The 19,966-nt window shown below is 69.4% G+C and carries 17 protein-coding genes; 12 read left to right on the top strand and 5 right to left on the bottom strand.

The window, feature by feature from the left end:
* The 5 genes from JWP65_RS18240 to JWP65_RS18260 form a co-directional block, all read left to right on the top strand.
* Positions 1 to 1,566, top strand: a 1,566-nt coding sequence (locus JWP65_RS18240) for a DNA internalization-related competence protein ComEC/Rec2 (RefSeq protein WP_299766310.1), incomplete at its 5' end; no start/stop codon positions are given.
* Positions 1,567 to 1,723: 157 nt separating this feature from the next.
* Positions 1,724 to 3,151 carry a circularly permuted type 2 ATP-grasp protein gene (locus JWP65_RS18245; protein ID WP_299766350.1) on the top strand — a complete coding sequence of 476 codons (1,428 nt, stop codon included), beginning with the start codon at positions 1,724 to 1,726 and terminating at the stop codon, positions 3,149 to 3,151.
* A 14-nt stretch (positions 3,152 to 3,165) separates the two neighbouring features.
* Positions 3,166 to 4,119 carry an alpha-E domain-containing protein gene (locus tag JWP65_RS18250; RefSeq protein WP_299766312.1) on the top strand — a complete coding sequence of 318 codons (954 nt, stop codon included), beginning with the start codon at positions 3,166 to 3,168 and terminating at the stop codon, positions 4,117 to 4,119.
* A 1,010-nt stretch (positions 4,120 to 5,129) separates the two neighbouring features.
* The gene (locus JWP65_RS18255; RefSeq protein WP_299766315.1) at positions 5,130 to 5,960 is read left to right on the top strand and encodes a PhnD/SsuA/transferrin family substrate-binding protein; all 831 of its coding nucleotides are present in this window, start codon (positions 5,130 to 5,132) and stop codon (positions 5,958 to 5,960) included.
* 4 nt (positions 5,961 to 5,964) lie between these two features.
* Positions 5,965 to 6,420, top strand: coding sequence for a GFA family protein (locus JWP65_RS18260; protein ID WP_299766318.1), 456 nt, complete (start codon positions 5,965 to 5,967; stop codon positions 6,418 to 6,420).
* Here JWP65_RS18260 and JWP65_RS18265 read toward each other — a convergent pair.
* The 5 genes from JWP65_RS18265 to JWP65_RS18285 form a co-directional block, all read right to left on the bottom strand.
* A complete protein-coding gene (locus tag JWP65_RS18265; RefSeq protein ID WP_299766320.1) occupies positions 6,390 to 7,016 on the bottom strand; it encodes an N-methyl-D-aspartate receptor NMDAR2C subunit in 627 nt (208 codons plus the stop codon). The genes JWP65_RS18260 and JWP65_RS18265 overlap by 31 nt on opposite strands.
* The gene (gene mltB, locus JWP65_RS18270; protein ID WP_299766352.1) at positions 7,013 to 7,957 is read right to left on the bottom strand and encodes a lytic murein transglycosylase B; all 945 of its coding nucleotides are present in this window, start codon (positions 7,955 to 7,957) and stop codon (positions 7,013 to 7,015) included. The genes JWP65_RS18265 and mltB overlap by 4 nt, the downstream gene beginning before the upstream one ends.
* A gap of 192 nt (positions 7,958 to 8,149) precedes the next feature.
* Positions 8,150 to 10,171 carry a DUF3488 and transglutaminase-like domain-containing protein gene (locus JWP65_RS18275; protein ID WP_299766321.1) on the bottom strand — a complete coding sequence of 674 codons (2,022 nt, stop codon included), beginning with the start codon at positions 10,169 to 10,171 and terminating at the stop codon, positions 8,150 to 8,152.
* Positions 10,165 to 11,181: a DUF58 domain-containing protein gene (locus JWP65_RS18280; protein ID WP_299766322.1), complete on the bottom strand. Its 1,017-nt coding sequence runs from the start codon at positions 11,179 to 11,181 to the stop codon at positions 10,165 to 10,167. The genes JWP65_RS18275 and JWP65_RS18280 overlap by 7 nt, the downstream gene beginning before the upstream one ends.
* Positions 11,178 to 12,098 carry an AAA family ATPase gene (locus JWP65_RS18285; protein WP_299766323.1) on the bottom strand — a complete coding sequence of 307 codons (921 nt, stop codon included), beginning with the start codon at positions 12,096 to 12,098 and terminating at the stop codon, positions 11,178 to 11,180. Before JWP65_RS18285 ends, JWP65_RS18280 begins: the two co-directional genes overlap by 4 nt.
* Positions 12,099 to 12,141: 43 nt before the next feature.
* Here JWP65_RS18285 and JWP65_RS18290 point away from each other — a divergent pair, with 43 nt between their 5' ends.
* The 7 genes from JWP65_RS18290 to JWP65_RS18320 all read left to right on the top strand — a co-directional run bounded on the left by JWP65_RS18290 (position 12,142) and on the right by JWP65_RS18320 (position 19,932).
* Positions 12,142 to 13,098 carry a histone deacetylase family protein gene (locus JWP65_RS18290; protein WP_299766354.1) on the top strand — a complete coding sequence of 319 codons (957 nt, stop codon included), beginning with the start codon at positions 12,142 to 12,144 and terminating at the stop codon, positions 13,096 to 13,098.
* Positions 13,095 to 13,883, top strand: a complete 789-nt coding sequence (locus tag JWP65_RS18295; protein WP_299766326.1) for an enoyl-CoA hydratase — start codon at positions 13,095 to 13,097, stop codon at positions 13,881 to 13,883. The genes JWP65_RS18290 and JWP65_RS18295 overlap by 4 nt, the downstream gene beginning before the upstream one ends.
* A 17-nt stretch (positions 13,884 to 13,900) precedes the next feature.
* Positions 13,901 to 15,184, top strand: coding sequence for a mechanosensitive ion channel domain-containing protein (locus tag JWP65_RS18300; protein ID WP_299766328.1), 1,284 nt, complete (start codon positions 13,901 to 13,903; stop codon positions 15,182 to 15,184).
* A gap of 155 nt (positions 15,185 to 15,339) precedes the next feature.
* Positions 15,340 to 16,089, top strand: a complete 750-nt coding sequence (locus tag JWP65_RS18305; RefSeq protein WP_299766330.1) for an electron transfer flavoprotein subunit beta/FixA family protein — start codon at positions 15,340 to 15,342, stop codon at positions 16,087 to 16,089.
* Entirely contained in the window at positions 16,090 to 17,022 is a 933-nt protein-coding gene (locus JWP65_RS18310; RefSeq protein WP_299766332.1) for an electron transfer flavoprotein subunit alpha/FixB family protein, read from the top strand. It begins immediately after the preceding gene.
* A gap of 109 nt (positions 17,023 to 17,131) precedes the next feature.
* Positions 17,132 to 18,952: an acyl-CoA dehydrogenase gene (locus JWP65_RS18315; RefSeq protein ID WP_299766334.1), complete on the top strand. Its 1,821-nt coding sequence runs from the start codon at positions 17,132 to 17,134 to the stop codon at positions 18,950 to 18,952.
* Between the two features lie 20 nt (positions 18,953 to 18,972).
* A complete protein-coding gene (locus JWP65_RS18320; RefSeq protein ID WP_299766336.1) occupies positions 18,973 to 19,932 on the top strand; it encodes a nitronate monooxygenase family protein in 960 nt (319 codons plus the stop codon).
* The last annotated feature ends 34 nt before the right edge of the window (positions 19,933 to 19,966 follow it).

A 19,966-nucleotide genomic window follows, 5' to 3' on the forward strand; every position in this document is an offset into this window, starting at 1 on the left:
CGCTTGTGGCGGCGCGGTGCGGCCCTGTGCCTGGCCTGGCCGGCGCAGCATGCCGGGCTGGCGGGCGGCGTGCTGCTGGCCGCGGCTTACGCGGTCTTCAGCGGCTGGGGCGTGCCGGCGCAACGCACCGTCTGCATGCTGGCCGTCGTGGCCTCGCTGCGGCTGGGGGCCCGCGACTGGCCCTGGCCCACGGTGTGGCTGCTGGCCTGCGCGGCGGTGGTGCTGGCCGATCCCTGGGCCCTGACGCAGGCCGGCTTCTGGCTCAGCTTCGTGGCGGTGGGCGTGCTGTTCGCCAGCGGCAGCCGCCGTCCGCCCGCCGCGCAGGACAGGCCGCCCCCGCGCTGGCACCGGCTGGCCGCCGCCGGCGCTGGCCTGCTGCGCGAGCAGTGGGTGGTGAGCTTGGCGCTGACGCCCTTGTCGCTGTTGCTGTTCGGCCAGGTGTCGGTGGTCGGCCTGCTGGCCAATCTGATCGCGATCCCCTGGGTGACGCTGGTGGTGACGCCGCTGGCCATGCTCGGCGCGCTGGTGCCGCCGCTGTGGGACCTGGCCGCGCAGGCGGTGGCGCTGCTGGCGCTGGTGCTGCAGTGGCTGGCAGCGGTGCCGTTCGCCACCTGGTCGGCGCCGGCGCCGCCGCCATGGGCGGCGCTGGCCGGTGTGCTGGGTGGGCTGCTGTGGGTGATGCGCCTGCCCTGGAGCGTCCGCGCGCTCGGCGCGCCGTTGTTGCTGCCGGTATTGCTGTGGCAGGCGCCGCGGCCGCCTGCCGGCGAGTTCGAGGTGCTGGCAGCCGATGTCGGCCAGGGCAACGCCGTGCTGGTGCGCACCGCCTCCCACACGCTGGTGTACGACACCGGGCCCGGCTACAGCCGCGAGACCGACGCCGGCCAGCGCGTGCTGGTGCCGCTGCTGCGCGCCCTTGGTGAGAGCGTGGACACGGTGCTCGTGTCCCACCGCGACCAGGACCACACCGGTGGCGCCGGCGCGGTGCTGCGGATGCAGCCGCGGGCGGCGCTGCTGTCGTCGCTGGAGGCCGGCCACGAACTGCGCCTGCTGCGGCCCGGGCCGCGCTGCGCCGCCGGCCAGCAGTGGGAGTGGGACGGCGTGCGCTTTCGCATCCTGCATCCGGCTGCGGCGGCCTACGAGGCGCCGGCCAGGCCCAATGCCTTGAGCTGCGTGCTGCACGTCTCCAACGGCCGCAGCGCCGCGCTGCTGCCCGGCGACGTCGAAAAGGCGCAGGAAGCGGTGCTCGTGGAGCGGCCCGAATCGCTGCGAGCCGACCTGCTGCTGGTGCCGCACCATGGCAGCTCGACCTCGTCGAGCCCGTCGTTGCTGGCGGCCGTGCAGCCGGCGGTGGCGCTGGTGCAGGCCGGCTACCGCAACCGCTTCGGCCACCCGGCGGCGCAGGTGGCCGAGCGCTATCGGGCCGCCGGCGTGCGGCTGGAAGCCTCGTTCCAGTGCGGCGCTGCGACCTGGCGCTCGGAACGCCCGGGCCTGGTGCAGTGCGAGCGCGCGGTGTCGCGCCGCTACTGGCACCACGCCGGCGATGCTGCGCGGGTGCAGGCCGAGTAGGACGGCGGCTCATCTGCATGTCCGGGGTGGCTGGCGTGCCGAAACAAGGGGCGGAAGTTGCTATCCTGTGCGCTGGAGAATGGCGCCAATGCAAAAATTCGACGAGATGTTCACCCAGGCACCCGGACTGGAACCGTTCCAGTTCCAGTCGCAATCCATGGGCGGCATGTCGCAGACGCAGGTGCAGGGCGTGCGCGACCATTACCGCACCTACGCCCAGTGGCTGGGCCGGCAGCCGCAGGACATGATGCGCTCGCGCCGGGAAGAGGCCGAGATGATCTTTCGCCGCGTGGGCATCACCTTCGCGGTCTACGGCGCCAAGGACGAGGACGGCTCCGGCACCGAGCGGCTGATCCCGTTCGACCTGATCCCGCGCATCATCCCGGCCGACGAATGGAAGCGGATGGAGCAGGGGCTGGTGCAGCGCGTCACGGCCCTGAACCGCTTCATCCACGACGTCTACCACGAGCAGGAAATCATCAAGGCCGGCGTGATGCCGGAGCGGCAGATCCTGCGCAACGCCCAGTTCCGTCCCGAGATGATGGGCGTGACCGTGCCCAACAACATCTACTCGCACATTGCCGGCGTCGACATCGTGCGCGCCGCCAATGCCAAGGGCGAAGGCGAGTACTACGTGCTGGAAGACAACCTGCGCGTGCCCAGCGGCGTCAGCTACATGCTGGAAGACCGCAAGATGATGATGCGGCTGTTCCCGGAGCTGTTCAGCTCGCACCAGGTGGCGCCGGTGATGCATTACCCGGACCTGCTGCTCGAGACGCTGCGCGCCTCCGCGCCGTCGACCACCGACGACCCGACGGTGGTGGTGCTCACGCCCGGCATGTACAACAGCGCCTACTTCGAGCACGCCTTCCTGGCGCAGCAGATGGGCATCGAGCTGGTCGAGGGCCAGGACCTGTTCGTCAAGGACAGCTTCTGCTACATGCGCACCACGCGCGGCCCCAAGCGGGTCGACGTGATCTACCGGCGCGTGGACGACGATTTCCTGGACCCGTCGGCGTTCCGCCCGACCTCCACGCTCGGCACCGCCGGCCTGCTGAACGTCTACCGCGCCGGCAACGTGGCGCTGTGCAATGCCATCGGCACCGGCGTGGCCGACGACAAGTCGATCTACCCGTACGTGCCCAAGATGATCGAGTTCTACCTGGGTGAAAAGCCCATCCTGTCCAACGTGCCCACCCACATGTGCCGGGATCCGGACAGCCTCAAGTACGTGCTGGCCAACCTGAAGGATCTGGTGGTCAAGGAAGTGCACGGCGCCGGCGGCTACGGCATGCTGGTGGGGCCGGCGGCGACCAGGCAGGAGATCGAAGACTTCGGCAAGGCAGTGGCGGCCGAGCCGGAGCGCTACATCGCCCAGCCGACGCTGTCGCTGTCCTCCTGCCCGACCTTCGTCGAGCAGGGCATCGCGCCGCGCCACATCGACCTGCGCCCGTTCGTGCTGTCCGGCAAGGACGTGCAGATGGTGCCCGGGGGCCTCACGCGGGTGGCGCTCAAGCAAGGGTCGCTGGTGGTCAACTCGTCGCAGGGCGGGGGCACCAAGGACACCTGGGTGCTGGAAGTCTGAGCAAGGACGATCACATGCTTTCACGCACCGCCGACCACCTGTTCTGGATGGCGCGCTACACCGAGCGCGCCGAAAACACCGCCCGCATGCTGGACGTCAACTACCAGACGTCGCTGTTGCCGCAATCGGCCGCCGTGGCCCAGGTCGGCTGGCAAGGCATGCTGTCGATCAGCGAGCTGATGCCGGCCTACACGGCCAAACACGGCGACGTCGAGCCGCAGCGGGTGATGCGCTTCATGGTCAAGGACGAGAGCAATCCGTCGTCCATCCTGTCGTGTCTGAAGGCCGCGCGCGAGAACGCGCGGGCGGTGCGCGGCTCGCTCACCACCGAGGCCTGGGAAACCCAGAACCAGACCTGGCTGGAAGTCAACCGGATGCTGCGCACCGGCGATTTCGAGCGCGACCCGGGCCAGTTCTTCGAGTGGGTCAAGTTCCGCTCGCACCTGTCGCGCGGTGTCACCGTGGGCACCATGCTGATGGACGAGGCGCTGCACTTCATGCGCCTGGGCACCTTCCTGGAACGGGCCGACAACACCGCGCGGCTGGTCGACGTGAAGTTCCATGCGGTGCAGAGCGACTTCTTCGGCGCCGCCAGCGCCAAGGACCAAGAGTACGACTTCTACCACTGGAGCGCGATCTTGCGCAGCGTCTCCGGTTTCGAGATCTACCGCAAGGTCTACCGCGACGTGATCAAGCCCGAGCGCGTGGCCGACCTGCTGATCCTGCGGCCCGACATGCCGCGTTCGCTGCACGCCAGCATGAACGAGGTGGTCAGCAATCTGGCCATGGTCGCCAACGACCAGTCGTCCGAAACCGCGCGGCGTGCCGGCAAGCTGCGCGCCGAACTGCAGTACGGCCACATCGACGAAATCCTGGCCAATGGCCTGCATGCCTTCCTGACGCAGTTCCTGGACCGCGTGAACGAACTCGGTGGCCGCATCAGCCGCGACTTCCTCGTGCCGGCGTGAACGAAGTGGCGGCGCTGCCCGCCGCCGGCCGCTTTCACGAAGCAGCGCAACTGTCCACCCGCGCCGTGCGCGATCCACCCGGCCCGGTGTCGGCGCGGCTGGCAGGCGCAGGCGCTGCCGACGGCGGCGAGTCGGGATTTTTGACGGCACGCTGGCCCATGCCAGCCAAGCCGTGGCGCTCGCGCCCTGGCCCGCATCGTCGGTGCCGCTGGCCGGCAAGGCGATCGCCGTCGACGGCGAGCAAGGCTGGGGCGCCATGCTGCAGTCCCTGCGGTAGCTGCCCAGGCTGCAGGGGCTGGGCGCCCGCGTCGTCTGCATGGTGCATCCGCAACTGGTGCCGCTGCTCGAGGCGAGCTTCCCGGGCTGGAGTGCCGGGCCCCTGGCTGCGACCTGACGGTGCAGCTGCACGTGGCCTTGCTGGACCTGGCGGGGCGCTTTCGCACGACCTGGGCAGGACCTCCCGGCGCAGGGGTGCCTTACCTGCGCGCGCCAGCGGCGGCCGGCGCGCGTTGGCGGCAGCGGCCGCCCCTTCAGCCGCAAGCCCCGGGTCGGGTCGGCTGGTCCGGCTCGCAGGCAGGTGAACAGCCGCAACCGCGGCCGGCCCCTGTCGACGTTGCCGCCGCTGCTGCCCGCTGCTGCCCGCTGCTGCCCGCTGCTGCCCGCGCTGGACGCGCTGGACGCGCACTGGTTCAGTCCGCAAAAAGGCGACGCCGGCCCGTTCGGCGACCCGGCCGGTGCAAGGCACCGGCCGGGTCGACCTGACGGGTGGGTGGAGCGACTTTTGCGACAGCGCCGATCGCCCTGGTACCCGAGCGCGCGGCTTCGGCGCCTGCCGCGACGCGCAGATCGAGCGGCCGCGGCAGGCGCTCCTTGCCTGGTTCGCCTAACCAGCACTAGGAAACTTGCTTAACCCGGTGGGGCAAGCGCCTCATTGCGGCTGAGCTGGTGCCCGGCGTACTCTCGATACATGTGTTGCAAAACGCAGCACCAAGGCAGTATCGGGGGATCAGATGAAACGACGCAACTGGCTCGCCACGGCGGTGGCGGCAATGGCGATGATCGTGCCGGCCATCGGCGCGGCGCAGCAGAAAGACCTGCTGCTGGCCATCAGCGAGGGCACCTCGGGCGGGACCGACCACGCCCGCGTGGTGGCCAAGTACGGCGGGCTGGCCAACATCATCGGCGACTCGATCAAGCGCCACGTGGTGGTGGTGTTCGTGCGCGAGTTCGGCCAGCTCGAGGACGGCATGAAAGCCAACCGCTTCGACTTCGTCATGGCCCGTCCCAGCGATTACCCGGCGCGCGGCATGCGCGACTATGGCTACCGGTACGTGGCCCATGCCACGCCGGACGGCCAATGCCTGATCGTCGTGCCCAGGACCTCGTCCATCAAGACGCTGGCCGAAGCCAGGGGCAAGCGTTGGGTGTTCCCGGAAAAGGCCGCCTCCATGGCGAAGTTCTGCAACGCGGAATTGCGCGACCAGGGCATCAACCTCGAGCAGGAAAAAGTGACCTACGTGCGCGAGCAGGCCGCCATCGGGCAGTACCTGGAAGGCAGCTTCGCCGACGTGGGGGGCGCGGCGTCCTATTCGGGCCTGGCGCGCGACTGGCAAAAAGCCGGCCACACGGTGCTGCATCGGAGCGTGATGCAGCCCTACTTTCCGCTGATCGCGGTCAGGCGCATCGATCCGAAGCAGGTCGAGGCGATCCAGAAGCAATTGCTGACCATCGACGATAATCCGATGGGACATGATGTCCTCAAGTCGATCGGCATCGCCGGCTTCGACGCCGGCGGGCAACGCAAGCTGGCGGACTTGCTGCCCTGGATCGGAAAGAGGTAAAGCCATGGCTAGTGACCGCCAGCTCAAGGGCGGCTGTTTTTGCGACGAAGTGCGGTACGAGGCCGAGGGCGAGGCGGCCCGCCTGACCAACTGCCACTGCACGATCTGCCGCCGGGTCTCCGGCGCGCCGTTCGTGGCCTGGTTCACGGTGTCGCGCGCGCGCTTTCGCTTCGTGCGCGGCGAGCCCACCTGCTTTCGCTCCTCGCCCACCGGCACCCGCGGCTTTTGCGGCCGCTGCGGCAGCCAGTTGACTTTTGCCAGCGACGACGCGCCGCACGAGATCGACGTCACCACCTGCACGCTCGACGAACCGGAGGCGCTGCCTTCGCAAGACCACACCTACGTGCGCAGCAAGCTCGACTGGGTGACGCTGGCCGACGGCCTGCCGCGACACTGGCGCGCGCGCGATGACGCGGCGCAGGCAAGTGTTCAGCGCGTGAGCGAAACCACCGAGCGCTGAAGGTTGGCGCGGGCGCGCTGTTCCAGCGCGTCGTGAAAGGCTGGCGTGGCATAGATGCGCGGCCGCGCGAGAAAGCCCGCCAGGATGCCGGCCCGCCGCGCGCGGAAAGTGGCCTCCTCCATGTGCGCGTACTCGGCGCGCACCTGCCGCTCGAATTCGTCGAAGCGCGCGGGCGCGGCCCCCAGGATCGCCAGGTCGACGTCCAGCAGCAACGAGGTGTCCAGGTCGTCGGCGGCTGCGGTGTGCTGTTTGGTCGCCAGCACCAGGTCGCGCACCCGCCGGGCGATCTCGGGTGCGCTGCCGGCGGCCAGCACGCTGTCGCTGGCCCATTGCGCGCTGCGTTCCTCGTTGTCGCCGCGCTGCGGCTGGTACACGGCGTCATGGAACCACAGCGCCAGCTCCACTTCGGCCGGCCGCCGCGCCAGCGATGCCGCGGCGTCGAACTGCGCCAGGCATTCGCGCAGGTGCTGCAGCGTGTGGTAGTGGCGCTGCCGCTCGCTGTAGGCGGCCACCAGCTGGTTCATCAGCCCGCCGTTGACGGTGGTGGCGCCCAGCTCGCCCCAGAGCCGGGTCCAGGAGGACAGGGTGATGCTCATTGCTTCGCGTTCTCGCGCTGGAACGCCTGTTTGACCTCGTCGCCAAGCTCGATCACGGACATGGCGTAGTAGCTGGACCAGTTGTAGCGCGTGATGACGTAGAAGTTCTCGGTGCCGGCGACGTACTGCGGCGGTTCTGCGCCGTTTTGCAGTTCGATCAATGCCAGCGGCCCCTTGTGCTCCAGCGCCGCTCCTTCGAGCACGGCGCCTTTGGCCTGGAAGCTGGCGGCGCTGAAGGTCGGCAGGATGTCGGGCGCCATCAGTGCCTCCATGTCGACCTTGGCCGCATCGAAGCGCACCGGGTAGTGCGTGGGCATGCCCGGGTGCCAGCCGTAGCCCTTGAAATAGTTGGCGACCGAGCCGATCACGTCGTCGGGGCTGTGGGTCAGGTCGATGCGCTTGTCGCCGTCGTAGTCCACGCCCCAGCGCGCCAGGCTGCTGGGCATGAACTGCGGCATCCCCATGGCGCCGGCGTAGCTGCCCAGCGGCTTGCGCGGATCGGTGCGGGCGCCGGCGTGCCAGGCCAGCAGGTGCTCGAGTTCGCCGCGAAAGTAGCGGCTGCGTTCCTCCGCGCGCGGGTGGCTGGCCGGAAAGTCGAGCGACAGCGTGGCCAGTGCGTCCAGCACCCGAAAGTCGCCCAGCTGCTGGCCGTAGATGGTTTCCACGCCGATGATGCCGACGATGATTTCGGCCGGCACGCCGAACTCCTGCTCGGCCCGCTGCAGCGTCGCGCGGTTGTCCTGCCAGAAGCGCACGCCGGCCCGGATGCGGAAGCCGTCGATGAAGCGGCTGCGGTAGACCCGCCAGTTCTTGGGCGTGCCGCTGGGCGCCGGCTGCATCAGGCGCGCCACCACCGGCAGCATCTGCGCCTGGCCGACCATGCGCCGCACCCACTCCGCATCGAGCCCGCGCTTGGCGGCGATCTCGTCGGCCAGCTTCATTGCTTCCTCGTTGCCGGCATAGGGCGTGCCGACGCGCTCGCGCGGCTTGCGCTGGGCGGGTTTGGCCGGTGCGGCCTGCGCCAATTCGGCCGCGGCCGGGGCCGGCCGGGCGTGCAAGGCGGGTGCGGCCAGCACGGCGGCCAACAGGAGGGTGAGGACAGGGCGCAGGGACAAGGTGGCGAACATTCGGATTCAGGTGGGCAAGGCAAGCTGTTGAAATTCGCGCCGCAGCGCCGGCAGGCTCTCCGCCGGCGCGCGCGCATAACGCTGCGCTTCGAGCTTGAGGAGCCAGTCCGCCCATCCTCGCGCATCCTGGCCGAAACGTGTGGTCACAAGCTGCGCCAGCTGGCGCGGCGGCGCCGTGGCGGGAGCGGCGAGCCCGGCCTCGCGCAGGCGCTTGCGGGCCCGGCCCAGCAGGCGCAGCCACGGGTCGTGCTGCATGCGGTCCCACCGGGTCCAGGCGGCGCCAGCCAGAGCCAGCGTGACGATGATGAACAGCAGCACGTAGCTCAGGTCTTCCCAGCTCGGGGACGCAAAGCCCAGGTTGCGCAGCAGATCGAGTTGCTTGCTCTGGGTGTAGTTCAGCACCCATTGGTTCCAGCCGTTGTTCATGGCCTCCCAGGTGGCGCGGACGGTGGCGCTGAGCGTCGGGTCGACGCTGTCCATCGCGGTGGCCAGCACTCCGCGCGCGGCGCCCAGCCGCTGGAACGAGCCGGTGCGGGCCGGGGCGACGGCGGAGGTCGGGTCGACCCGGACCCAGCCGGAACCCTCCAGCCAGACCTCGGACCAGGCGTGGGCGTCGCGCTGGCGCACCGTCCAGAAGCCGTCGATGTTGTTGACCTCGCCGCCCTGGTAACCGGTGACGATGCGCGCGGGGATGCCCATGCCCCGCATCAGCACCACGAAGGCCGAGGCGATGTGCTCGCAAAAGCCCTCCTTGCGGCCGAACCAGAATTCGTCGGCGGTGTGCTCGCCGTAGACGCCCGGCTCCAGGGTGTAGACGTAGCCGCCGGTGCGCAGCCGCTCCAAGGCCGCCTGCACCAGCGCCGGCGCATCGCCGTCGGCGTTGGCCCGCATGATCTCGCCGGCCAGCGCCAGCGTGCGCGGGTTGAAGCCCGGCGGCAGCTGGCTGTACTCCGGCAGCACCGCCAGCCTTCGCTGCGGCCCGTGGCGGAACTGGGTGTGGCTCTGGGCCCGGTAGCGCAGCAGGTCGGTGACCGGGCGCGACGAGATCCATTGCAGCTCGCCCGTCATCGCCGTTTCCATGCCCGGCACCGAGGGCGGGCGCACGGCGGCGTCCAGCGTCAGCAGCCAGGGCCGGTTGTGCGGCTCCAGCGTCACCTCGTACTCCACCGGCGCGCCCAGGCCGGCCAGCTGCGGATCGCCCACCGAAACCGGCGGAAAGCGTGTCTGCAGCCGCGGGATCAGCGGGCGCCACTCGCGGCCGTCGAACTGCGTGAGCACCGGGCCGCGCCAGTACAGCTGGTGTTGCGGCGGCGGCTGGCCTTGCCAGCGCACGCGAAAGGCGATGGTTTCGTCCAGCGCCAGCGCCGCCACGTTGCCCACCTGCATGCTGGACGACAAGCCGCTGCGGCCGGTCATCGCATCGCCCGGAATGCCCCACAGCGGCGCGAACCGCGGGAACAGCAGGAACAGCACGGCCATGATCGGCGCGCCCAGCAAGGCCATCCAGCCGGCCGTGCGCGCCGCCTCCGCCAGCGCCGGCCGGCCCACCGGCATGTGGGCGTTGACCAGCGCCGTCAGCAGCCCCAGCAACGCCACCAGCATGGCGGCGGCGACGGTGAGCGATTGCGAGAAGAAGAAGTTGGTGAGCATCGTGAAGAAGCTCAGGAAGAAGATGACGAAGGCGTCGCGCCGCGCCCGCAGCTCCAGCGTCTTGAGCGCCAGCAGCACCACGATCAGCGTCACGCCGGCATCGCGCCCGAGCAGCGTGCGGTGCGTCATCCAGGTCGCCACCAGCGTGAAGGCCAGCAGCCCCAGCAACCACCAGCGGCCCGGCAGCGGCCGGCCGCGCACGGCCAGCGTGCCGCGCCAGGCCAGCACGGCGGCCGCCAGCAGCGAGCACCACCAAGGCAGGTTGCCCACGTGCGGCAGCATCACCCAGCCGATCACCAGCAGCAGGAACAGCGTGTCGCGGGCGTCGCGCGGCAGCGCGCCCAGACGGGCCGGGGAGAAAGCGGACAGGCTCAGCACAGCGCCAGCGCCTCCAGGCAGCGCCGCTTGTGGCCTTCGCCGCTGGCCGGCTCGACCTCCAGGCCAGGCAGCCGCAGGCCAAAGTCCTGCCCCAGCTTGTCGGCCTGCAGCACCCACGCCGCCAGCCGCGACAATCGCCCTTCGGGGTCGCTGGTGCCGGTCTGCGCCGCGTCCAGCCACAGCTCGTAGCGCTGCGACTGCATGGTGTCGCGGCTGACCAGTTCGTCGGACTTGGCGGCCTTCTTCCACACCACCAGCTTGAGCGGGTCGCCGCGCCGGTAGGCCCGCACGCCCTCGAACTCGCCGGTGCTCTGGGCCCGGGCGGCGCCACCGCCGCCGGCGCGCGGCTGGCCCGGCGGCAACGGCGGTGCAAACGGTTCGGGCGCCGGGTAGACCAGCACCTGCGCCGCCGGCCGCCACACCGTCCAGACCCGGAAAGTGCCCAGCGGAAAGCGCGTCTCCGCCGTCAGCGGCGGGATCCGGTGCAGGCCGCGCCGCTGCGGCCGGAACGCGACCTGCACGGTGCAGGTGCCTTGCGCCGGCACGTCGGTCCAGGCCCAGCGGTCTTCATGGGTGACGTCCAGCACCGCCAGGCCGATGCCGTGGCGCACCTTGTCGCGGGCATTGGACAGCACCACCGACAAGGTGGCGCTGGCGCCGGCGAACTGGGGCGCCGGCGGCAACAGGTTCAGGGTCAGGCCGCGCAAGGTGGCGTGGCACACGTGCATGCCGACCACCGCGCTGCCGGCCAGCAGGAAGGTGAGCAGGTAGCCCAGGTTCAGCTGGTAGTTGATGGAGCCGACCAGCAGCACCAGCAGCGTCAGCCCCAGCATGAAGCCCGGCCGCGTCGGCAGGATGTAGACGGTGCGCTGCGTCAGCGTGACGGTGTCGGCCAGCGGCAGTCGCGCCTGCAACCACTGGCGAAACCTGCGCCGAACCAGGCCGGCGGGGTTGAGCGTGTTCCCGCTTCCACGCTCGAGCCCGAACGCCGAAGGCTGAACCTCGCTCATGGCAGCGCCACCGCCTCCAGCATCGCCCGCACCTGCTCCACCGGACCCCGCCCCGCATCGCCCACCGGGATCAGGCGGTGCGCCACCGTCTGCGGGAAGATCGCCTGCACGTCGTCGGGCGCCACGTAGTCGCGGCCGGACAGCAGCGCCTGCGCCTTGGCGGCGCGGATGATCGCGATGGCCGCGCGCGGGCTCAGGCCCTGCAGGAACCAGCGCCCGGAGCGGGTGGCGTGCACCAGGTCCTGCACGTAATCGAGCAGCGGATCGGCCGCGTGCACCGCCATCACCTGCTGCTGCAGCACCCGCAGGTCGGCGGGCGACAGCGTGTTGCCCAGGTGTTCCACCATGTCGCGGCGGTCGGCGCCGACCAGCAGCGCGCGCTCGGCGGCGCGGTCCGGGTAACCCAGCGAGATGCGCATGAGGAAGCGATCGAGCTGCGACTCGGGCAAGGCGAAGGTGCCCAGCTGGTCGTGCGGGTTCTGGGTGGCGATCACGAAGAACGGCGAGGGCAGGGCGCGGGTCTCGCCTTCCACCGTCACCTGCTTTTCCTCCATGGCTTCCAGCAGCGCGCTCTGCGTTTTCGGGCTGGCGCGGTTGATCTCGTCGGCCAGCAGCACCTGGGCGAACACCGGGCCCGGGTGGAACACGAAGCTTTCCTTGCCGCGGTCGTAGATCGACACGCCCGACAGGTCGCTGGGCATCAGGTCGGCCGTGAACTGGACGCGGGAGAAATGCAGTCCGAAGGCGCGCGCCAGCGCATGGGCCAGGGTGGTCTTGCCCACCCCCGGCACGTCCTCGATCAGCAGGTGGCCACCCGCCAGCAGGCAAGCCACGCAGTCGCGCACCTGGGACGGCTTGCCGACGATCACCGTGTTAAGCTGATCGAGCAGCGCCTTGAGTTTTTCTTGTGCTTCCATGAGGCGCGACGTTATCCGAAATTCGAACCAGGCCGAGCCAGCGGTGAACAAGACCGGATATTTCACTCATCCCGACTGCCGGCGGCACGACATGGGCCGCGGGCACCCCGAATGCCCCGCGCGCCTCGATGCCATCGAGGACCGCCTGCTGGCCTCCGGCCTGGGCGACACGCTGGAGCGGCGCGAAGCGCCACTGGCCAGCACCTTCGACCTCGAACTCGCGCACGGCCGCATGCATGTCGCCGCCTTGCGCGGGCTGGCCGATGAACTGGCCGAGCAGGAGCAGGCCGGCGGCTCCGAGCTGCTGCACATCGACCCCGACACCGCCATGAACGGCCACACCTGGAACGCCGTGCTGCGCGCCACCGGCGCCGCTCTGGCCGCCACCGACGCGGTGATCGCGGGCGAGCTGGAAAATGCCTTCTGCGCCATCCGCCCGCCGGGGCACCACGCCACCCGCGACCGCGCGATGGGCTTTTGCTTTCTCAACGCCGTTGCCGTTGCGGCCCGCTACGCGCTGGAGCGCCATGGCCTGCAGCGGGTGGCGGTGGTCGACTTCGACGTGCACCACGGCAACGGCACCGAAGATATCCTCTCGGGCGACGAGCGCGTGCTGATGGTCGGCATCTTCCAGCATCCGTTCTATCCGTACAGCGGCGATGCGCCACGCGCCGCCAACATGGTCAACGTGCCGGTGCCCGCGTACACGCGCGGCCCGGCAATCCGCCAGATCGTCGAGCAGGCCTGGCTGCCGCGGCTGGAGGCCTTCCGCCCCGAGATGATCTTCATCAGCGCCGGCTTCGACGCCCACCGCGACGACGACCTCGGCCAGCTCGGTCTGGTGGAGGCCGACTACGCCTGGATCACCCGGCAGCTGCGCGACGTCGCCAGCCGGCATGCCAAGGGCCGCATCGTCTCCTGCCTGGAAGGCGGCTACAACCTGGACGCCCTGGGCCGCAGCGTGGAAGCGCACGTGCGGGTGCTGGCGGACCTGGCATGAGCGATGGACCGGTCATCGAAGAGCGGGACGCCCGCGGCGTGGTGACGCTCACCATGAACCGGGCCGCCAGCTTCAACGCGCTGTCCGAGGACATGCTGGCCGCGCTGCAAGCCGCGATCGGCCGCGTGGCCGCCGATGAAGGCGCGCGCGTGGTGGTGCTGGCCGCGCGCGGCAAGGCTTTTTGCGCCGGCCACAACCTCAGGGAAATGATCGGCCAGCCGGAACTGGCCTACTACCAGCAGCTGTTCGCCCGGTGCAGCCGCATGATGCTGTCGCTGCAGCAGCTGCCGGTGCCCGTGATCGCGCGCGTGCAAGGCCTGGCCACCGCGGCCGGCTGCCAGCTGGTGGCGCAGTGCGACCTGGCGGTGGCGGCCGAGGATGCCAGCTTCGCCGTCAGCGGAGTCAACTTCGGCTTGTTCTGCTCCACCCCCAGCGTGCCGTTGCTGCGCAACGTGCCGGCCAAGCAGGCCATGGAAATGCTGCTGACGGGTGATTTCATCACGGCCCGGCAGGCCCGCGAGCGCGGCCTGGTCAATCGCGTGGCCACTGCCGAGGGCCTGGATGCCGAACTCGCCCGCCTGGTCGACAGCATCCTGGCCAAGCCGCGCCTGGCGCTGGCGATGGGCAAGGAGTTGTTCTATCGCCAACGCGAGCTGGGGCCGGAAGCGGCCTACCAGTTGGCCGCCCAGACCATGGCGGCCAACATGATGGAGGACTGCGCGCAGGAAGGCGTGCGCGCCTTCACCGAGAAGCGCCTGCCCGACTGGCGCGCGTCGGCCGCATGACGCCCCTGGAGCGATTGATGGCCGACTTCTCGGCCGGCGACCTGGGCTGGGACATCGGCGCGCTGCTGGGCTCCCTGGTGATCGCGTACGCGGTCTGCTGGCTGCTGGGGCGGCACCGGCCCAAGGATTCGGTCTGGTTTGGCCGCGCGCTGGTGGACGGCGTGCTGTTCCCGCTGCTGGCGCTGGCGCTCACCTACATCGCGCGCATCGTGCTGGACGACTTCCATCGCGTGCCGCTGCTGCGCATCGCCACGCCGATCCTGCTGTCACTGGCCGGCATCCGCTTGCTGGCGCGCGTGCTGACCGTCGTGTTCCCGGCCTCCGGGCTGGCGCGCGCGGCCGAACGCCTTTTTTCCTGGGTGGCCTGGCTGGCCGCGGTGCTGTGGATCCTGGGCCTGCTGCCAGCCGTGAAGGCCGAGATGCAGGGCATCCAGTTCGCCTTCGGCAAGTCGACCATCAACCTGCTGGACGTGGTGCAGGGCGTGTTGTCGCTGGGGGTGGTGCTGGTGGTGGCGCTGTGGATCTCGGCGACGGTGGAGCGCAAGCTGCTGCGCCAGAACATCCACGACCTGTCGCTGCGCAAGGTGGCGTCGAACATCATGCGGGCCGTGCTGCTGCTGGTGGGCTTCCTGTTCGCCCTGTCGGCGGTGGGGGTTGACCTGACGGCGTTGTCGGTGCTGGGAGGCGCGATCGGCGTCGGCCTGGGCTTTGGCCTGCAAAAGCTCGCCTCCAACTACGTCAGCGGCTTCGTCATCCTGTTCGAGCGCAGCCTGCGCATCGGCGACACCGTCCGCGTGGACGGCTTCGAAGGCGTGGTGGCGGACATCAAGACCCGCTACACGCTGATCCGCGCCGGCAACGGCCGCGAATCGATCGTGCCGAACGAGAAGCTGATCACCGAGCGCATCGAGAACCTTTCGCTGGACGACCCGCGCCTGCTGGTCACCGTCGACATCGGCATCGGCTACGACAGCGATGTCGACGTGGCCCAGGCATTGCTGCTGGAGGCCGCGCTGGCGGAAGCGACGGTTCTCAAGGAGCCGGCGCCGGTGTGCCGCATGCAGCGCTTCGGCCCCGACGCCCTGGAGTTCCAGCTGTCGTTCTGGGTCGGTGAGCCGGCGGCGCAGGGCAAGGCCAGGTCGGACGTCAGCCTGGGCATCCTCCAGCGGTTGCGCGCCGCCGGCATCGACATCCCTTATCCGCAGCGGGTGGTGCGGGTGGAAGGGCCGGTTGTGATGCGGGGGCAAGGCCAGCCTGGGCCGCAAGGCCAGCTGGGTTCGCAGGCGCCTGCCGGGGAGTAGCAAGCGCCGGGGCGCTGGGCGAGATGTCTATAATTCGAAAAAGAACGACCGTTCGTTTTTCGCCGGCACCGGGCGGACAATGGGCCTGCGAGCCCCGCATAAAATCCGCAGTTAACGTCAACGTCAATTTCCCCAAACTCTTAGGAGCGCTCCTGATGAAGGTCCTGGTCCCGGTCAAGCGGGTGGTGGACTACAACGTGAAGGTCCGGGTCAAATCGGACAACACGGGTGTGGACATCGCCAACGTGAAGATGAGCATGAACCCCTTTGACGAGATTGCCGTCGAGGAGGCCGTCCGCCTGAAGGAAAAGGGCGTGGTGACCGAAGTCATCGCCGTGTCCTGCGGCGTGGCGCAATGCCAGGAAACCCTGCGCACGGCGATGGCGATCGGCGCCGACCGCGCGATCCTGGTGCAGACCGACGAGGAGTTGCAGCCGCTGGCGGTGGCCAAGCTGCTCAAGGCACTGTTCGACAAGGAGCAGCCCGGCCTGATCATCCTGGGCAAGCAGGCGATCGACGACGACTGCAACCAGACCGGCCAGATGCTGGCGGCGCTGGCCGACCTGCCGCAGGCCACCTTCGCCTCCAAGATCGAAGTGGCCGACGGCAAGGCCAGCGTCACGCGGGAAGTGGACGGCGGCCTGGAGACGCTGTCGGTGTCGCTGCCGGCGGTGATCACCACCGACTTGCGCCTGAACGAGCCGCGCTACGTGACGCTGCCCAACATCATGAAGGCCAAGAAAAAGCAAATGGACATCCTCAAGCCCGAGGACCTGGGCGTCGATGTCAAGCCGCGCATCAAGACCTTGAAGGTCAGCGAGCCGCCCAAACGCTCGGCCGGTGTCAAGGTGCCCGACGTCGCGACGCTGGTTGCGAAACTGAAGAACGAAGCGAAGGTGATCTAAGTGACCGCACTTGTAATCGCAGAACACGACAACGCCCACATCAAGCCCGCCACCCTGAACACGGTGACGGCCGCTGCCCAGTGCGGCGGCGACGTCCACGTGCTGGTGGCAGGCGCCAACGCCGGTGAAGCGGCCAGGGCTGCCGCCCAGATCGCCGGCGTGGCCAAGGTGATCCACGCCGACGGCGCGCACTTCGAACACGGCCTGGCCGAGAACATGGCGGCCCAGGTGCTGGCCGTCGCCTCGAACTACAGCCACATCCTGTTCCCGGCCACCGCCAGCGGCAAGAACATCGCCCCGCGCGTGGCCGCCAGGCTGGACGTGGGCCAGGTCTCGGACGTGACCAAGGTCGACAGCCCCGACACCTTCGAGCGCCCGATCTATGCCGGCAACGCGATTGCCACCGTGCAGAGCACTGACTCGGTCAAGGTGCTGACGGTGCGCACCACCGCCTTCGATCCGGCGGCAGCGACGGGCGGCAGCGCGCAGGTGGAGACAGCATCGGCCGTGGCCGACAGCGGCAAGAGCACCTTCATGGGCTCGGAGATCGCCAGGAGCGACCGGCCGGAACTGACCGCCGCCAAGATCATCGTCTCGGGCGGCCGGGCCATGGGCTCCAGCGAGAAGTTCAACGAAGTGCTCACGCCGCTGGCCGACAAGCTCGGGGCCGCGCTCGGTGCCTCGCGGGCGGCGGTGGACGCGGGCTACGCGCCCAACGACTGGCAGGTCGGCCAGACCGGCAAGATCGTCGCGCCCCAGCTGTACATCGCCGCTGGCATCTCCGGCGCGATCCAGCACCTGGCCGGCATGAAGGACTCCAAGGTGATCGTGGCGATCAACAAGGACCCGGAAGCGCCGATCTTCAGCGTGGCGGACTACGGCCTGGAAGCCGACCTGTTCGTCGCGGTGCCTGAGCTGATCAAGGCGCTTTGAAGAAAGGGGCGAGGGGCTAGGGGAAACAGCCTGCGCACAGCCTCGGCCCTGTCCCCGCTTTCCTGTCTTCCCCTAGCCCCTGGGCTCTAGCCCCTCCGGAGTCCAAGCAATGAGCTACACCGCCCCCCTCAAGGACATGCTGTTCGACATCGAGCATCTTGCCGGTCTCCAGCGCATCGCCCAGCTGCCCGGTTTCGAGGAGGCGGGGCTGGAGACGGCGCGGGCCGTGCTCGAGGAATGCGCGCGCTTCAACCAGGAGGTGGTGGCGCCGCTCAACGTCGAGGGCGACCGCAATCCGTCCAGCTGGAAAGACGGCAAGGTCACCACCACACCGGGCTTTGCGCAAGCCTACAAGCAATACGCCGAAGGTGGCTGGCAAGGGCTGCAGCATCCGCCGGCCTTCGGCGGCCAGGGCCTGCCCAAGGCGATCGGCGCCGCCTGTGGCGAGATGCTCAACTCCGCCAACCTGAGCTTCGCGCTGTGCCCGCTGCTGACCGACGGCGCGATCGAGGCGCTGCTGACGGCCGGCTCCGACGACCTGAAATCCGTGTACCTGGAAAAGTTGGTGACCGGTGCCTGGACCGGCACCATGAACCTGACCGAGCCGCAGGCCGGCAGCGATCTGGCCCAGGTGCGCAGCCGCGCCGAGCCGCAGCCCGATGGCAGCTACAAGGTGTTCGGCACCAAGATCTTCATCACCTACGGCGAGCACGACATGGCGGACAACATCGTCCACCTGGTGCTGGCCCGCATCCCCGGCGCGCCCGAAGGCGTCAAGGGCATCAGCCTGTTCGTCGTGCCCAAGTTCATGGTGAACCAGGACGGCTCCCTGGGCGAGCGCAACGACGTGCACTGCGTCAGCATCGAGCACAAGCTGGGCATCAAGGCTTCGCCCACCGCCGTCCTCCAGTACGGCGACGGCACGGCGGCGAAGAATCCGAACGGCACCGGACCCGGTGCCGTCGGCTACATCGTCGGCGAGAAAGACCGCGGCCTGGAGTACATGTTCATCATGATGAACGCGGCCCGCTACGCCGTGGGCGTGCAGGGCATCGCGGTGGCCGAGCGGGCCTACCAGCACGCGGTGCAGTACGCGCGCGACCGCGTGCAGTCGCGCCCGGTCGACGGCTCCGTGGCCGGTCCCGCGACCATCATCCACCACCCGGACGTGCGCCGCATGCTGATGACGATGCGCGCGTCCACCGAAGGCTGCCGCGCCATGGCCAGCGTGGCGGCCGCCGCCTACGACGCGGCCCACCACCACCCGGACGCCGCGGCGCGCAAGCAGAACCACGCCTTCTACGAATTCCTGGTGCCGCTGGTCAAGGGCTACAGCACCGAGATGAGCCTGGAGGTCACCTCGCTGGGCGTGCAGGTGCACGGCGGCATGGGCTTCATCGAGGAAACCGGCGCGGCGCAGTACTACCGCGACGCCAAGATCCTGACCATCTACGAAGGCACGACGGCGATCCAGGCCAACGACCTGGTGGGCCGCAAGACCATGCGTGACGGCGGCGCGACCGCTCGCGCGATCGCGGCGCAGGTCGAGCAGACCGAAGGCGAACTGGCGGCGCGCGACAGCGTCGCGGCGCGCGCGGTGCGCAAGCGGCTGGCGGCAGCCCGCCTGGCCTTCCTGGACGTCGTCGCCTTCGTCGCGCGGGAGGGCAAGGCCTCTCCCAACGCGGTGTTCGCCGGCTCGGTGCCTTACCTGATGCTGGCCGGCAACCTGGTGGCGGGCTGGCAGATGGCGCGCGCGCTGCTGGTTGCGCAAGACCTGTTGCAACAGGGACGGGATACCGCCTTCATGACTGCGAAGATCGCCACCGCGCGCTTCTACGCCGACCACCTTCTGGCCCGCGCCCCGGGCCTGCGCGACAGCATCGTGGAAGGCGCCGACAGCGTCACCGCGCTGGCGCTCGAAGCTTTCTGATCCCGCTACCGAAGGAACCCATGTCCAAGCTGCCCCGCGTCCTGCAGAACCTGTCGCTGCCGGTGATCGCCTCGCCGATGTTCATCGTCAGCACCCCCAAGCTGGTGATCGCGCAGTGCAAGGCGGGCATCGTCGGCTCGATGCCGGCGCTCAATGCGCGGCCGGCCGCGCAGCTGGACGAGTGGCTGCACGAAATCGAGGAGGCGCTGGCGGCGCACGACCGCGACCATCCGGACAGCCCGGCCGCGCCCTATGCCATCAACCAGATCGTGCACAAGAGCAACACGCGGCTGGACGAAGACATGGCGGCCGTGGTCAGACGCAAGGTGCCGATCGTGATCACCTCGCTGGGCGCGCGCACCGATGTCAACGACGCCATCCACAGCTACGGGGGCGTGGTGCTGCACGACATCATCAACAACTTCTTCGCCCGCAAGGCGGTGGAAAAGGGTGCCGACGGCCTGGTCGCCGTGGCGGCCGGCGCCGGCGGACATGCGGGCGTCAAGAGCCCGTTCGCACTGGTGCAGGAAATCCGCCAGTGGTTCCACGGCCCGCTCGCGCTGTCGGGCGCCATCGCCAGCGGCGGCGCGGTGCTGGCGGCGCAGGCGATGGGCGCCGATTTCGGCTACATCGGCTCGGCCTTCATCGCCACCCACGAAGCGCGCGCCAGCGACGCCTACAAGCAGGCGATCGTGCAGTGCGACTCCGACGACATCGTCTATTCGAACCTGTTCACCGGCGTGCACGGCAACTACCTCAAGCCCAGCATCCGCAACGCCGGCCTGGACCCGGACAAGCTGCCGGAAAGCGACCCCAGCAAGATGAGCTTTGGCGACGGCGACAGCGCCAAGAAAGCGTGGAAGGACATCTGGGGCTGCGGCCAGGGCATCGGCGCCGTCAGCGAAATCATGGCCACGGCGGACTTCGTGGCGCGGCTGAAGCGCGAGTACGCGCAAGCGCGGTCCCGAGTCTGCAATTGAAACTGTAGGGTGGGCAGCTTTGCTGCGCACCACG

Source organism: Ramlibacter sp., assembly GCF_028292805.1.
In the GTDB taxonomy this organism is placed as follows: Bacteria; Pseudomonadota; Gammaproteobacteria; order Burkholderiales; family Burkholderiaceae_C; genus Ramlibacter.